The following is a 14984-nucleotide window of genomic DNA, read 5'->3' as shown; positions in this document are numbered from 1 at the left end:
ATATTTACGACCATTATACCTTGTCGCTTTTGAAGCAAACTTTAAAGATATTTATTTATCCCTCTTGCACATATTACACCACTACTAAAAGCCCATTGAAAGTTATACCCTCCAAGCTCACCAGTTACATCGACAACCTCACCTATAAAATGTAAGTTTTTAACAGTTTTTGATTCTAAAGAATCAAAATGTAACTCTTTTGCACAAATTCCACCTCTACTAACTTCAGCTTTTGAAAAACCAAAATTACCTGCTGGAGCAAATTCATAATTGTGAATTGCCAAGAGTTTCTCTTTTGCTTCATTAGTTAGTTTTTTACACTCAATATCATTTACACCAATGGCTTCTAATATCGCAACTGAGAGCCGTTTTGGTAATGGAATCACTGAACTTACAAGTTTTTTACTGCCATTTATTAGCTCATGTATATTTTTATTTGGTAGAAAATCTATGGATATATTACCTTTTTTCCAATATAGGGATGCGGATAAGACTGCAGGCCCACTTATTCCTTTATGTGCAAACAGCAAGTCTTCATCTAATATCCTGTCATCTACTTTTATATTTACATAACAACTAAGGCCACTTAATTCTTTCATCCAAAACTGATCTTTTTGCACAGTCAAACCAACAAGGGCCGGAGTGAACTCTTTTATTTGTATATCAAAACTTTTTGCAATATTTAGTCCAATATCACTTGCGCCCAAGGTATTAAAACTTTTACCACCTGTTGCAACTATGAGCCTTTTAGCTCTAAGAGTGCTTTTAAGTGTTTTAATATCAAAAATATCATCTTTTTTTACAACTTCAAATATCTCTGTGTTTAAGATAAGTTCCTGATGTTTAGTAAGTTTTTTTAATATATTTATTATTTCATCAGAAGAGTCTTTACAAAAGTAATAACGATTTTTTCTTATAACTGGTGTAAGAGAATTTTTTTGTAAAAATTCCAATAAGTCTTCTTTAGAAAAACGCTCTAGTACGCTTGATACTAATTCGCTCTCACCATCAAAGTTTTTATGACTGACACTTACATTTGTAATATTACACTTCCCACCGCCAGAAACCTTTAGTTTCTGTGCAACTTTAGCATTTATATCAATAATACCAACACTCAATTTTTTACTTAACTCGGAGGCACACATCAGACCACTAGCGCCTGCACCTAAAATTAAAACATCATATATTTTCATACTGTATTATACTTTAGATATAATACGAAAAATATTTAAAAGTAGTAATAATGAGCAACAAACTTCACATAGTCTCTCTTGGCTGTACAAAAAACCTTGTCGATACAGAAGTAATGATGGGGAAACTTCAAAACTTTGAGCTTACAGATACTGAGTCTGAAGCTGACGTGATCATAGTAAATACTTGTGGTTTCATAGATGCTGCAAAACAAGAATCTATAAATACTGTTCTTAACCTTCATGAAGCAAGAAAAGAAGATTCTGTATTGGTAATGGCTGGTTGTCTTAGTGAGAGATATAAAGAAGATTTAGCTACTCAGATGCCAGAAGTAGATATCTTTACCGGGGTTGGTGATTATGACCATATTGATGAACTTTTACGTGAGAAAAAGAGCCGTTTTTCTGATGAAGTATTTTTAATTGACGGGAGTGAGAGAGTTGTAACCGGCTCAACTTACCACGCATATATTAAACTATCTGAGGGCTGTAACCAAACATGTAGCTTTTGTGCAATTCCATCTTTTAAAGGTAAACTAAACTCTCGTAATCTGGATTCTATTGCTAAAGAGGTTGAGGGTTTAGTAGCCAAAGGTTATTATGATTTTAGTTTTGTATCACAAGACAGCTCTTCATACCTTAGAGATCAAAATATCAAAGACGGGCTAAGTCTTCTGATTCAAAGAATTGAGCTTATAGAAGGCGTTAAAAGTGCAAGAATCCTCTACCTTTACCCATCAACTACAACTATCTCACTTTTGAAAAATATAGCAAAAAGTGAGATCTTTCATAACTACTTTGATATGCCGATCCAACATATAAATGATGATATGCTCCGTATGATGAAACGTGGTTTTGGAAAAGACAAAACAATAGAACTTTTAGACTTTATGAGAGGGCTTCCAAACTCATTTGTAAGAACTAGTTTTATAGTAGGGCATCCGGATGAGACTGAGGAGATGTTTGAAGAGATGTGTGAATTTGCAGCATCTTTTGGGTTTGATAGAATCAATGTTTTCTCATACTCTGATGAAGAGACAACTCCTGCATATGATATGAGTAATAAGATTTCTGTTGAGCTTATTGCGTCTCGCGCTCAGATACTTGGAGACATAGCATCTGAGTGCACACATAAATCTCTACAAAATGAAGTAGGCAAAGATATAGAGCTTATAATTGACGGAGAGAGTAATGAGCATGAGTATCTTTTAAGTGCTAGGAAAACTATCTGGGCACCTGAGATTGACGGTGAAATATATGTTAATGACAGAACTAAAGATGATGAATTAGAGTTTGGTAAAATCTACAAAGCTAAAGTGACTGAGCTTGTTGGGAATATCTTAACTGCAACAGTAGACAATGCTTGAAATTTCATCGCTAGAACTACTTAAAAATAAAAAAAACCTTCTAGCCTTCTCAGGAGGTGCAGATTCCACTGCCCTCTTCTTTCTGCTTCTCAAACAAAACATAAAATTTGATATTGCTATTGTCAACTATAACGAAAGAGTTCAGAGTATAAAAGAAGTAGAGTATGCAAAAGAGTTGGCATCTAAATATAACTTAGAGTGCCATACACTTGTATCTCCAAAAATTAGCAAAAACTTCGAATCAAAGGCAAGAGAAATTAGATATGATTTTTTCGAAAAACTCATATCAGAATATGGCTATGATAACCTTCTAACGGCTCATCATCTTGGTGACAGATTTGAGTGGATGCTCATGCAATTTTGTAAAGGTGCCGGCTGTGCTGAAATAGCAGGAATGCAAAAGGTTCAACAAAGAGAGTTTTATACTCTAGTTAGACCTCTGCTTCACCTGGACAAACAAGAACTATATGAATATCTAGGTAGAGATAATATTAAATATTTTGAAGATGAGACTAACTTAAATGAGACTATAAAGAGAAACTCTTTTAGACATAACTACTCAGCTCCTCTACTAGATAAATATCTTAGCGGAATTAAAAAAAGTTTTGACTATCTAGACGATGATAGAGAAACCCTTATCCCAGAAGTTGAGATTAGACATATAGATGATTTATCATACTTTAAAAGTATGCAAAAACAAAGAGCTGATATATTTATCATAGACAAAATATTAAAATCAAAACTATATATGCTTAGTGCAAATGAGAGAGAATTATTAAAAGATGAAAAATCTCTGGTTGTTGGCAGAAAATTTTTAGTTAGTAAAAATAAAGGCTTTATTTTTATAGTACCATATTCAAAAGATGATGCTGAAATAAATATGTCTCATGAGTTTAAAGAAGAGTGTAGAATTTTAAAGATCGAGCCAAAAATTCGCCCATATCTTTATAAGAATGAAGAACTTTTTAGAAGCGTAAAAGAGCTACTTAACTGAAACTTTTTGCGTGCTGTAAATTTTCATCGTAAATGATGAAGTTATTAACTCAGAATCTCTTTTAAAGTTTATAGGAAAATTAATTCCAATAATCCAATCACCTTTATTTATAGCATCTAAAAACTCATAAAAACTCTGTGGAGAGTTAATTGATGAAGTTGTATTCACCTCATAAACAGCAAATTCGTCTTCATTTTCTAAAGCCTCAATCTTAGATAATTTGAGTGAAGTAAAATAAGTACTATGCTGTTTCTCAAACCTTTCGCTGTTAAACGAGTTGTCAAGCGCAGTAATAATATGTGCATTATCAGCTTGAAGTTGCTTAAGTTTGTCTAGGGTTGAATTGCTGAACTCTTCATACCTTCTATACTCAAGTGTGTCTTTATTTAACAAGCTTCTTTGCTCTCTGTACTCTTTTCCTTTTGGAATCAATACAAGAAATGAAAAAAGAAGTACAAACAGAAGTAAAAACATAGATATTGACAGCAAATAGATACTTTGTCTTGATATATTAATTTTCATTATCAGACTCCTCTTCTTTTTTATCTATCATTTGAGGTTCTAATTCTAATTCTAATTCATCTTCATCAATATAGTTTGTGGACACAAATTTAAGCCATCCATTTGGTGCCGGATAAAAACTACTATATGTTCTGTGAAATATAGAACGAAGAGGTGCCTGAAGCATAAAGTTATATACATCCTTGTTTGGAGTAATACCATAAAGTATAAGCCCATTTTTTAGTAAAGAAGCTTCAGAGAGAGTGATTCTTTGTGGTACCAAATCAAAAAGGTTTGCGATTGAATCTTTAAGAACTGTATTCTTAGTGTTGATTCGCTCGCATAATAGAACTTCTTTTTCTATAAAAGTAATCTGAGCTTTCATATTAATTATTCCAGATTCTAACTCAGCTCTTTTTTCAACAATTTCCTGCGTATTTTGAATGAATCTGTAATCTTTAAAAACTAAGAAGAGATATGTTATAAAAAGCATAAAAAGAGTAATGCTGAAAAAACTAAAAAGAAGTTGCAGCTCTGATGATAAAACATGCTTTTTACGAGGTTTTATATAGCTATATTTCATTTTAACTCTGCCTTTGCTATCTCACAAACTTCAGCACCAAGATCTAATTGTCTAACAAAAACACTTAAAAACATCTCCTCTTCCAAGTACCTCTTTAAGTCCCCACTAACACCTACAGCATCTGCGATATAAACACTTTCTACAAATTTACTCTCATATTTAGAATCTTTATAAAATCTGTTTATTGAACTTTGAATAAGTGAAAATCTCTGATAATCCTCGTTAAAACCTCTAATATTTTCTACAGATGGTTCATCTTCTTCATCTCTAAATTCTTCTTTATCATCTTCTTCTTCTGATTCTGCGAATTCATCAATTTCATCAATAGTATCTAAGTCTTCGATATCTCCAAAATCATCTAATCCTTCAATATCATTCATGGCATCTATATCATCTAAATCTATACTGCCGTCTAGGTCAAGATCCATATCATCTTCGCCAGTCTCATCTATGAGCATATCCTCATGATCATCACCATGTTCCATGTCTAAATGCTCACCAAAAAGAAGTCTTGAGTTATCAAAAACACATATAGTTATATAGTTATCTTCCAGAAGAATATATAGTGCTAGATTAGTATTTATCTTGTCTTTAAAAAAATTTGAGAGAATAACAAATGGGGAAAATATAAAGTCTACACCAATTTTTGCGTAGTTATGTTGAATAACATCAAGATCAGCCTTTGATGTGTAGTATGCCCATTGATTTTGATGACAAATATATTTTGATGATGTTAAATCATGAAAGATAGACATATCTCTACTTGAACAAGTAGGTAGTGCCCCTTGAGCATCTGACGTATCTAAAACAGAAATATAATGAAATGGAGATTCTGAGATAAAAGAGTTAATATACTCATGCATTTTATTACTGAGTTCAGTGGTGCTGAAACTCTCTGAATCGCTGTTAATCATACCTTTTTTATTGCACTCTTCTACATATACAATGCTTTTTGAACGTTGGACAACTATATTGACAAATACTTTATGATATAAAGCTTCAAAAAGCTTACCTATCACTGCTCATCTCCGCAAAGGGGATGTGCTTTGTTATAGTTTTGTTGTTTCAATGCACTACCTAATTTTGTATATATTTGTGTTGTCGCCATGCTAGAGTGACCTAGTAATTCACTTACATCAGCTATTGGTGCACTACTATTTAGAAGTGCTGTCGCGTAAGAGTGACGGAGCTGATGAGGCGTTACTTTGAGACCTACTCTTTTAAAGACTTTATTAACTGTATATCTTAGACTGTTTTCGCTTAATCTTTCATCATTTGCTTCAAAAAGAAATATTTTTGGACAATTATTGGATAAATATTCATCTATTAACTCTCTAGTTGTGCGCAAAAGTGGGACATCTCTATGTTTGTTTCCCTTACCTAAAACTCTAATCCATTCATCAGAGATATCACTCAACTTTAAAGATGCAAGTTCTGATATTCTTAGTCCCAATGAGTAAAGCATTGTTACAACAAATCTCTCGTAAAACTCTGCATGTTCTAGTGCTTCAAGTATATGCTTATGTGAAATTGGCTTAGGAAGTGTTTTTGCCACTTTAACACTCTCATCTGCTTTTAAATAAATTTTTATTTTATTGTCATTTAAGTACTTTACAAAAGTTCTAATTGCACTGAGTTTTTTACTTATTGTTTTTGGATTTAATTGTGAAATTTTAATACGGTATGGCATAAGATTTATAGTAGTGTGGGTATCTTCTTCTATGATTTCTACATATCGAAGTGCTTCCGTGATTGCCTCATCATAGCTTTTTATTGTAAGCTCAGAGTAACCCCTAAAGTCTTCTAGTGATTGTAAAAATTCTACTCTTTTGCTATTTATTAACTTTTTCAAGTAGTTTCTCAAAGTTATCATGATATCTTGCGGCTTCATCTACTAAGTCTGTATCGGTAACGACACTAGGAGCAAGTTTGATATATGCACTTAACATTATGTTACACATTGTTCTTATCTTTGCTTTATCAGCATCTGAAATAACATCGTGAGTGGCAATTTTATTTATATCATGCATGTATTTTTTAGCATCATCAATGTAAGAAACATATTTTAAAGAAGTAATAGACTGCGCCATGATAGTTGAAGCCATACGATTGTAAACATCAATGCTAAATGCCTCTTTTGCAAGAGCTAACGCCTCTTTGTACTCCCCAACTTCATAGTAATACTTTGCTTTGAGTGATTTTTCATATGATGGATTTACAAGAAAGTATCCACCCATTACAACTAACATTAAAAAAGCTACACTTGGAATCAATATTCTAGATCTCATATTTGTCTAACCTCTCTTTGAGTAAAGTTCTAGCATCTTCTATATCCATATCACTTATATCTATAGAGTCACTTGCATAATAATGTAGAGTACCAAAGGGCTTGGGAATTATAAATTTATCCCAACTATTCAACTGCCAATACTTTGTAGGTCTTATTCTGATAATAGATACTTTTGCCCTAGTTTTTTGCGCCATTATCATTATACCATCTGCAACTTCATGTCGTGGCCCTTTTGGTCCATCTGGAGTAATGCCTATGTCATAGCCATCTTTTAGACTCTTGATCGCTTGTATAAGCACTCTTGCTGCATTTCTGTTTGTAGAACCGGCAATAGTTCCAAGCCCAAAAAACTTTATAGTTTTTGAAATTAAAAGACCATCAAAATGTGAAGATATTAAAACATTTGCATGTGGAGTTTTTCTATAATGGAAGTATAAATAAGGTAACATAAGCAATTCACCATGCCAGCATGCAAAGATTGTCGGTTCTTCCCCTATTGTCTTTGGAGCATGAAATTCTTTTTTATTTGTAAGGTAAATAAACCTAATAAGTAATGAGGCTATGAAAGGTAGAAAAAGTAGAGCAAGATAGCGAGAAATCTTTTTACGCAACTACTTCACCTGTTAAAATTGTTCTTCCAATGGAAGTTATCTTAACATCTCTAAATTCACCTAAAAGCTCATCCGAACCTTTTACTTTTATGACAATATTATTATCACTTCTTCCACTTACAAAGTAGTCTTTAATCAATTCTTCAAAGTATACTCTATAGGTCTTACCAAGTGATGTAGCATTGATTTCATCTACGATCTCAGTGTTAAGACTTTGTAGTGCTGTTAATCTATCAGAAGCTACCTCTTCATCAACAGTATTTGTAAAATGCTCAGCCTCAGTCTCTGGACGAGCCGAATATTTAAAAGAGAATATCTGATTGAATCTAACTTGACGCATAACATCTAAACTATCTTCAAAATCTTCATCACTCTCACCGGGAAAAGCAACGATAATATCAGTAGAGATGCTAACTTGAGGACACTCAGCACGAAGTTTTTCAACACGATTCAGGAACCACTCTTTCGAGTAACCTCTTTTCATGTCTTTTAAAACTTTTGTAGAACCACTTTGAAGCGGCATATGCATTGATTTACAGATTTTAGGGTTAGACGCAAACTCTTCTATAAACTCATCATCCATATGAAAAGGATGAGGAGAAGTAAAACGAAGACGCTCTAATCCTTCTATTTTACTTAGTCTTCTTAGTAGTTCTGAAAAGTTAACTTTTTCATGTTCGCCTGAAAAACGACGACCATAATTATTTACATTTTGTCCTAAAAGAAAAATTTCTTTTGCACCACTATCTACTGCTCTCTCGGCTTCACGAATAATAAGTGCATCTGGAATAGATATCTCATCACCACGAGTTTTAGGAACGATGCAGTAAGTACAAGCCTTGTCGCAACCAATAGATATATTAATGAAAGCTTTGTAAGGAGATGTTCTAAAATCATCAAATGCAAATTCACTCTCATCATAATTAATATCTATTTCAACTGCTTTGTCTTTATGTAAAACTTCAGTAATTTTAGATACGTTTCTCGCACCTAAAACAAAGTTTACATATGGTGCTCTTTTAATAATTTCTTCACCTAAATGAGAAGCTGTACAACCACAAACACCAATTTTAGCACCTGGCTTTTTCTTTTTATTAAAAATACCAAGTTCCGAGAAAAGTTTTGAGACTGGTTTCTCTCTAACTGAGCATGTATTTATTAAAATAAGGTCAGCTTCTCTAAAGTCACTAATCGCTTCATAACCCTCTTTTTCAGTCAATTGAGCAATCATATGCTCACTATCACGAGAGTTCATAGCACAACCTAATGTCTCAATAAATAACTTTTTGCTCATTAAATAATCTCTAGCTAATTATGTGTACTTGGTACATATATTCGTTATCAGAAAGTCCGAATTTAACTTCACTAAGGTAAAAACTCTTACCTTTTTCTTCAAAATAATCTTGAAGTTCTAGTAAATCTTTGTGAGAGTTTTCTCTATCGAAGTAAAAAATTACACTTCCTTCTTTTTCAACGCTTGCTTCGATTTTTTCTAAATCAGCTTTTTTTGGTTTTGTATCAATATCTGTTCTAGCAAATTTTAAATCCATTATGTTTCCTTATTCTTGACTATATAAAAGTCTTGCATTATATACAAACTCTACTAAAAGTCATATTAAAGTTATTTTTGCTATAATTTCACCACTTCATAAGAAATCCCACAATTATTGCAGCTGTTTTTTATGAGATTACCTTCACTAGGACATATTAATGGAAAAAATTTTAGATATTGTTGATGCAATTGCTCACGAAAAAGGGCTTCAACCAGAGAAAGTTTTAGAGGCTTTAAAAACTGCTTTTGTTCAAACTGCAAAAAGAGTTATTGATAGAAATTTTGCTTTTGAAGCAAGTATTGATGAATCTACAAAAAGCATCGAAATTGTTCAAACTATTACTGTTTTAGCAGATGATGACCAAAGACTTCAAGATGAAGAAGTTGCCCCTGCGTACATATCTATTACAGACGCTAGAGAATATGATGATCAAGTGGAACTTGAAGATCAGCTACAAGTTCCTCATGACCTCGAAGAATACGGAAGAACTGGAGCTTCTCAGCTTCACCGTGAAATTGAGTACCATATTCAAAGACTTGTAGAAGATGAACTTTTTAACAAATATAAATCAAAAATCGGATCACTTGTAACAGGTCGTGTAACTAGTGTCGATTCTCATAACGCTACATATATAGAAGTAGATGAAGTTCGTGCTATATTACCAATGAAAAGCCGTATTAAAGGTGAAGTATTTAAAAAAGGCGATCACTTAAAAGCTGTAGTACGCCGTGTTAATCTGGATAAAGAAAATGGCATCCAAATAGAACTTTCTCGTACAAGTCCTAAGTTTTTAGAAGAACTATTAGCTCTTGAAGTTCCTGAAATTGCTGATGGTGTTGTTATAGTAGAGAGAAGTGCACGTATTCCTGGTGAGAGAGCCAAAATCGCACTTCTTAGTACTCACCCTCAAGTAGATGCTGTTGGTGCTACTGTCGGTGTTAAGGGTGTTCGTATTAATGCTGTTAGCCAAGAGTTAATAGGAGAAAATATTGACTGTGTAGAGTACACAACAATTCCTGAACTTTTTATATCTCGTGTTATGAGTCCTGCTATTATCTCTCATGTTGAAATCATTAGAAATGAAGATGGAGAAGCTGAAAAAGCAATCATCACACTTCCAGCTGATCAAAAATCAAAAGCTATTGGTAAAAGCGGTATTAATATCCGTCTAGCTTCTATGCTTACTGGATTAAATATAGAGCTTGTTGAAAACAACACTGTAACTACAGAAGATGGTGAGATCGAAGAAGCTAAAGATGGTGTTGACGCACTTGAAGCGTTGTTTAATTAATTCAATAAACTAACCTCTTTTCATATACGGATTTAATCTTAATAGGATTAAATCCGCAATCATATTCCCCAAAAGTGTTAAAAATGCTGTTATCATTAGAGTACCCATAATTATTGGATAATCTCTGCTTAGAGCAGACATAAAAAATAGTTGTCCCATTCCCTCTATCCCAAATATAGACTCTAAAATAACGCTACCACCAATTAATCCTGGGAGTGATAAACCCAATAGAGTAATAATAGGAGGTAAAAGATTTGGAAGTATGTAATAGCGAAGTAATTTCTTTTTATCAAGTCCTCGGGAAAGTGCAAAATAATAGTAATCACTCTTTAGTATTTCTAATGTTAAAGAGCGTATATAGATTATCATACTACCAAGTCCTACAAATATCATAACTCCAACTGGAAGCACTAGATGCCAAGCCATATCTATGTAGTAATCCAAACCTGTTTTTTCTTCTATTGAGTGAAGTCCGGCTATTGGGAATAGGTCTAAATTTAATGAAAGAAATATTATAAAAATAAGTGCCAAATAAAAAGAGGGCATCGAAAAAGAGACCAAAGAAATTTGACGAATAATATAGTCTGTCTTTTTCTCATACTCTAATGCTGCTTTTACACCTAGATATAATGATAATACAAAGACTGCTACAAGAGCTGTTATATTCATTATTAATGTAATAGGAAGTCGTTTGAAAATCTCTGCGCTTACATCTTGTCCACTTACAAATGATATGCCAAAATTAAGAGTAGCTATATTTTTTACCCAGTCAACATATTGTCCAAGAAGTGATTTATCTAAGCCATACACAGCTTTTAACTGCTCTATTGCCTCTTTAGTCATATTTGGATTTAACTCTCCGGCTGCAAAGAAACTATTTGGTGCGGCATGAATAGCTAAAAAAGAAATTACTGAAATTAACAGTAACATAAATAGCAGATAAAAAAGTTTTTTTGATAAAAGTAACATAGAGAAGATTATATCAAAATTTAACTCCCTAAAAACAGGAAAAGAGAGTTAAATATTTAATTAATTAGAAACTTGCAGAAACAGTTGCTATAACATTTTCTTCTGTTTTAGTTGTAGAAGCTTTATAATCCATAGCACTATAAGCTACAGTAAATTTAAATTTATCAATTTTTTTACTAACTCCAGCAATGTAATATACTCCTGTGTTCTCATAGTTACCTATAGTTGCATCTATACTGATATCCATAGGAAGAGGTACACTTACACCACCTTCATAAGCATTTTCAGGATCTATAGTATCTGTTTTAATACCTAGATTATATTTTGCACTAACTTCAACTACTTTAAAATCATAACTTAGTCCGATGTAAGCCTCACCAAAATTTAAAGCCTTAGAATCATTAGGATATGCATATTGGATATACCCTATGTTATAACCTATGCCTGCAATTTCATTTTTATAACCAGCATAAGCATCCAGTTCCATTGAAGCATCACTTCCTGTAAACTTTACATTAGACCCCCATGCCCCAACATATAGTCCCTTGTAGTCTAAGTCAATTCCACCTTGAATCGCTGGTGAATCAGCACTTTGAGTCATACCTCTCCATACATAGTTACTTGCCATAGCAACATTAGCACTAACACCTAAATCAGATTTTTTTTCTTCTGCAAATGCTACAGATACAACAAGAGCTGCTGCTAAACTAAGTTTAATAAATTTCATTTTGTTTCCTTTGTTTTGATGAAATAATTATTACATATATTAGATATAAAAGATATAGACTATTGATTAATTTTTCATCATTTTATTGATTGTTATTTAAATGGGGGAGGAATAGCAAGAGAATAAACTCTTACTATTTATATATATTTATTAGTCTTTCATATCCCATGAAAGAACTGTTTTACCTTCTGCAGTTGTCTCAGCAGCTGCCATACCCATAATATTGTATCCACTGTCAACATAATGAACTTCACCTGTAACACCAGATGCTAGGTCGCTTAAAAGATACATAGCTGAATTACCTACTTGCTCAGTCGTAACATTTTTCTTTAATGGAGCATTGATTTCATTCCAGTTTAGAATCTGTTTAAAGTCGCCAATTCCTGCAGCAGCAAGAGTTCTAATTGGACCAGCAGAGATAGCATTTACTCTTTGACCTTTCTTACCTAGATCAACAGCCATATATCTGACAGTTGATTCTAATGCAGCTTTTGCAACACCCATTACATTATAGTTAACAATGTATTTTGGTCCACCAAGATATGAAAGAGTTAAGATTGAAGCATCGTCAGTTAAAACAGACTCTAATCGGTTTGTTAGGTCTATTAAAGAGTATACAGATATATCCATAGCAATTTGGAATGCTTGTTTTGTAGTTTTAATAAAAGGCTCGCTAAGTGCTTCTTTTGGTGCAAATGCAACAGAGTGAACCAAAAAGTCAATCTTTCCAAAATCTTTCTCTATTAGTTCTGCAATTCCTGCCATGTGTTCTTCATTTGATACGTCTAGTTCATAAACTTTATCACTCCCAAACTCTTTAGCAATTGGCTCAACTCTTTTTTTAAGTGCATCATTTAAATATGTAAATGCCATTTCTGCACCCTGGTCAGCACAAGATTTTGCGATTCCATAAGCTATTGATTTATTATTTGCAAGACCTACGATTAGACCTTTTTTACCCTTCATTATCATACATTTTATCCTTAGTTTTTATTTTCAATTTTTTGTGCATATTCACACATTGTACAAAAGTGCTCTACATAAAGTGCTGCACTTCCAACTAGTATCCCATCTACGCTCTGCAACTCTAAAACATCATTTGCATTTGTAACTTTAACACTGCCTCCATAAAGAAGCGGTGCAGGTGATTTTTTCTTTAAATCTTTATGTGTTGCTTCTATCTCTTCTAGTGTAGGTGTAAGACCTGTACCAATCGCCCAGACTGGCTCATAGGCGATAATTAGATTTTCATAATTTGTATCTATACCTTCATACTGATCTGAAATGTACTCTATCATTGGTTCATATCCAGCTTCTCGTACGTCTAAAGGTTCACCAACACAGTAAATGATTTTGTAGCCTAACTCTTTATAGTAGTTAAACTTTTTTACAAGTTCTTCTTGAGATTCACCTAAGATATGACGTCTTTCACTATGACCAATCAGAATAGTTTTTATACCAAATTCATCTAAATGGTCCTGCCCTATTTCACCGGTATATGCTCCATTTGCGGTAGCATAAGCATTTTGAGCGCCAATTATTACTTTTCCACTGTGAGCATTAAGTGAAGATGCTGCAGGAAAAACTAAAACTTCTTGAGAAATATTGTTTTTATTTAAAAAATCCTCTAATTCATTTACATATTCTAATGTTTGTTTACGAGTTAAATTTGTTTTTAAATTTGCAGCTATAATCATTTTATGCCTTTTTTTCAATTACTAATGGTGCTACACCTGGTAAAATCTTGCCTTCCAATAGTTCTAAAGAAGCTCCACCGCCAGTAGAGATAAAACTCATCTCATCATCAACACCTACACGTTGAACAAGGTCAGCAGTGTCACCACCGCCAACAACAGTCGTAGCATAGCTATCTGCAACAAAGTGAGCTATTTTACTAGAACCTCTTGCAAATTTCTCCATCTCATAAACACCCATTGGTCCATTCCAAAGAACTGTTTGGACATCATTAAGCCCTTCTCTGTAAAGCCTTACTGTTGCAGGTCCAATATCCAGACCCATCCAATTATCAGGTATCTCTTGTGCTGTAACAATTTTACTAACTGCATCTGCAGAAAATTTTTCAGCTGCTATTACATCAACCGGCAGATAAAATTTAACACCAAGTTTTCTTGCTTCATCCATAACATGCTGAGCATCTTCAAGAAGGTCATCTTCTACAAGAGAAGCACCTATGTTATAGCCCATCTGCTTCAAAAATGTAAATGCCATACCGCCACCGATAAAGATCTTATCAACTTTTGGAAGTAGGTTTATAAGTGCTTCTAGTTTACCTGAGACTTTTGAACCGCCTACAATCGCAGCAAACGGACGTACAGGGGCATCAATGAGTTTACCAAAGAAATTAATCTCTTTTTCCAGTAAAAAACCGGCTGCTTTATGTTTGTTGTCAAATAAATGGGTAATACCTTCAACAGAAGCGTGTGCACGGTGACTTACACCAAATGCATCATTGATATAGAAATCTGCCATAGAAGCAAGCTTTTTAGAAAATTCTGCATCATTTTGAGTCTCACCTGCTTCAAAACGAAGATTTTCTAAAAGTAAAACTTCTCCATCTTTAAGTACAGAAGCTTTAGCCATTGCATCTTCACCAACAACATCTTTAGCCATCACAACATCTCTTTTTAGTAGATGCTGAATTCTTCTGGCTACAGGGACTAAAGAGTATTTTTCATTTACTTCACCCTTTGGACGACCAAAATGAGATGCTAAAATAACTGCACAATTTTGATCTAAACAATAGTTTACAGTCGCAATTGCTGAACGAATTCTTCTATCATCGGAGATATTTCCAAACTCATCCATCGGTACATTAAAATCACATCTTATGAAAACTTTTTTACCTGCTAAATCTAGGTTTTTAATATTTAATAGTTCCAATTTTTGT

At 33.3% G+C, this 14984-nt stretch carries 17 protein-coding genes; 3 read left to right on the top strand and 14 right to left on the bottom strand.

Annotated features, from left to right (window positions below):
* Positions 1-41 precede the first annotated feature (41 nt).
* Positions 42-1193 carry a BaiN/RdsA family NAD(P)/FAD-dependent oxidoreductase gene (locus SMGD1_RS09020; RefSeq protein ID WP_008335028.1) on the bottom strand — a complete coding sequence of 384 codons (1152 nt, stop codon included), beginning with the start codon at positions 1191-1193 and terminating at the stop codon, positions 42-44.
* A 50-nt stretch (positions 1194-1243) separates the two neighbouring features.
* Between SMGD1_RS09020 and rimO the strand changes: the two genes are divergently transcribed.
* Both rimO and tilS read left to right on the top strand, forming a co-directional pair.
* Positions 1244-2557: a 30S ribosomal protein S12 methylthiotransferase RimO gene (gene rimO / locus SMGD1_RS09015; RefSeq protein WP_008336270.1), complete on the top strand. Its 1314-nt coding sequence runs from the start codon at positions 1244-1246 to the stop codon at positions 2555-2557.
* A complete protein-coding gene (tilS, locus tag SMGD1_RS09010) occupies positions 2550-3551 on the top strand; it encodes a tRNA lysidine(34) synthetase TilS (protein WP_008335686.1) in 1002 nt (333 codons plus the stop codon). Before rimO ends, tilS begins: the two co-directional genes overlap by 8 nt.
* On the opposite strand, the gene SMGD1_RS09005 is transcribed toward tilS, so the two are convergent.
* From SMGD1_RS09005 to SMGD1_RS08970, 8 genes are read right to left on the bottom strand one after another with little or no spacing between them, the layout of a single operon-like run.
* A complete protein-coding gene (locus SMGD1_RS09005; protein WP_008341174.1) occupies positions 3540-4073 on the bottom strand; it encodes a hypothetical protein in 534 nt (177 codons plus the stop codon). The two genes, tilS and SMGD1_RS09005, sit on opposite strands and share 12 nt — an antisense overlap.
* Positions 4063-4635: a hypothetical protein gene (locus SMGD1_RS09000; RefSeq protein ID WP_008335181.1), complete on the bottom strand. Its 573-nt coding sequence runs from the start codon at positions 4633-4635 to the stop codon at positions 4063-4065. The genes SMGD1_RS09005 and SMGD1_RS09000 overlap by 11 nt, the downstream gene beginning before the upstream one ends.
* Entirely contained in the window at positions 4632-5654 is a 1023-nt protein-coding gene (locus tag SMGD1_RS08995; RefSeq protein WP_008335592.1) for a hypothetical protein, read from the bottom strand. The genes SMGD1_RS09000 and SMGD1_RS08995 overlap by 4 nt, the downstream gene beginning before the upstream one ends.
* Positions 5651-6487: a tyrosine-type recombinase/integrase gene (locus tag SMGD1_RS08990; protein WP_008336171.1), complete on the bottom strand. Its 837-nt coding sequence runs from the start codon at positions 6485-6487 to the stop codon at positions 5651-5653. The genes SMGD1_RS08995 and SMGD1_RS08990 overlap by 4 nt, the downstream gene beginning before the upstream one ends.
* Positions 6468-6923, bottom strand: coding sequence for a hypothetical protein (locus tag SMGD1_RS08985; protein ID WP_008336601.1), 456 nt, complete (start codon positions 6921-6923; stop codon positions 6468-6470). The genes SMGD1_RS08990 and SMGD1_RS08985 overlap by 20 nt, the downstream gene beginning before the upstream one ends.
* Positions 6913-7536, bottom strand: a complete 624-nt coding sequence (locus SMGD1_RS08980; RefSeq protein WP_008336925.1) for a lysophospholipid acyltransferase family protein — start codon at positions 7534-7536, stop codon at positions 6913-6915. The genes SMGD1_RS08985 and SMGD1_RS08980 overlap by 11 nt, the downstream gene beginning before the upstream one ends.
* The gene (gene miaB / locus SMGD1_RS08975) at positions 7529-8830 is read right to left on the bottom strand and encodes a tRNA (N6-isopentenyl adenosine(37)-C2)-methylthiotransferase MiaB (protein WP_008336360.1); all 1302 of its coding nucleotides are present in this window, start codon (positions 8828-8830) and stop codon (positions 7529-7531) included. Before miaB ends, SMGD1_RS08980 begins: the two co-directional genes overlap by 8 nt.
* Before the next feature lie 10 nt (positions 8831-8840).
* Positions 8841-9086 (bottom strand): HP0268 family nuclease, encoded by a 246-nt coding sequence (locus SMGD1_RS08970; protein WP_008336902.1) that lies wholly within the window; start codon positions 9084-9086, stop codon positions 8841-8843.
* A 160-nt stretch (positions 9087-9246) separates the two neighbouring features.
* On the opposite strand from SMGD1_RS08970, the gene nusA reads away from it, so the two are divergent.
* On the top strand, positions 9247-10380 hold the full coding sequence (gene nusA / locus SMGD1_RS08965; protein ID WP_008335761.1) for a transcription termination factor NusA: 1134 nt from the start codon (positions 9247-9249) through the stop codon (positions 10378-10380).
* 9 nt (positions 10381-10389) lie between these two features.
* On the opposite strand, the gene SMGD1_RS08960 is transcribed toward nusA, so the two are convergent.
* The 5 genes from SMGD1_RS08960 to SMGD1_RS08940 all read right to left on the bottom strand — a co-directional run bounded on the left by SMGD1_RS08960 (position 10390) and on the right by SMGD1_RS08940 (position 14977).
* Positions 10390-11349: an ABC transporter permease gene (locus SMGD1_RS08960; protein WP_008336423.1), complete on the bottom strand. Its 960-nt coding sequence runs from the start codon at positions 11347-11349 to the stop codon at positions 10390-10392.
* Between the two features lie 64 nt (positions 11350-11413).
* Positions 11414-12076, bottom strand: a complete 663-nt coding sequence (locus tag SMGD1_RS08955) for a TorF family putative porin (RefSeq protein WP_008336030.1) — start codon at positions 12074-12076, stop codon at positions 11414-11416.
* A gap of 150 nt (positions 12077-12226) precedes the next feature.
* A complete protein-coding gene (gene fabI / locus SMGD1_RS08950) occupies positions 12227-13048 on the bottom strand; it encodes an enoyl-ACP reductase FabI (protein ID WP_008335179.1) in 822 nt (273 codons plus the stop codon).
* Between the two features lie 11 nt (positions 13049-13059).
* The gene (locus SMGD1_RS08945; RefSeq protein WP_008335964.1) at positions 13060-13773 is read right to left on the bottom strand and encodes a triose-phosphate isomerase; all 714 of its coding nucleotides are present in this window, start codon (positions 13771-13773) and stop codon (positions 13060-13062) included.
* Between the two features lies 1 nt (position 13774).
* A complete protein-coding gene (locus SMGD1_RS08940) occupies positions 13775-14977 on the bottom strand; it encodes a phosphoglycerate kinase (protein ID WP_008336914.1) in 1203 nt (400 codons plus the stop codon).
* Positions 14978-14984: the final 7 nt, after the last annotated feature.

The organism is Sulfurimonas gotlandica GD1, from assembly GCF_000242915.1.
In the GTDB taxonomy this organism is placed as follows: domain Bacteria; phylum Campylobacterota; class Campylobacteria; order Campylobacterales; family Sulfurimonadaceae; genus Sulfurimonas; species Sulfurimonas gotlandica.
The sequence above is the reverse complement of the archived record's forward strand: the minus strand, read 5'-3'. Positions and strand labels throughout refer to the sequence as shown.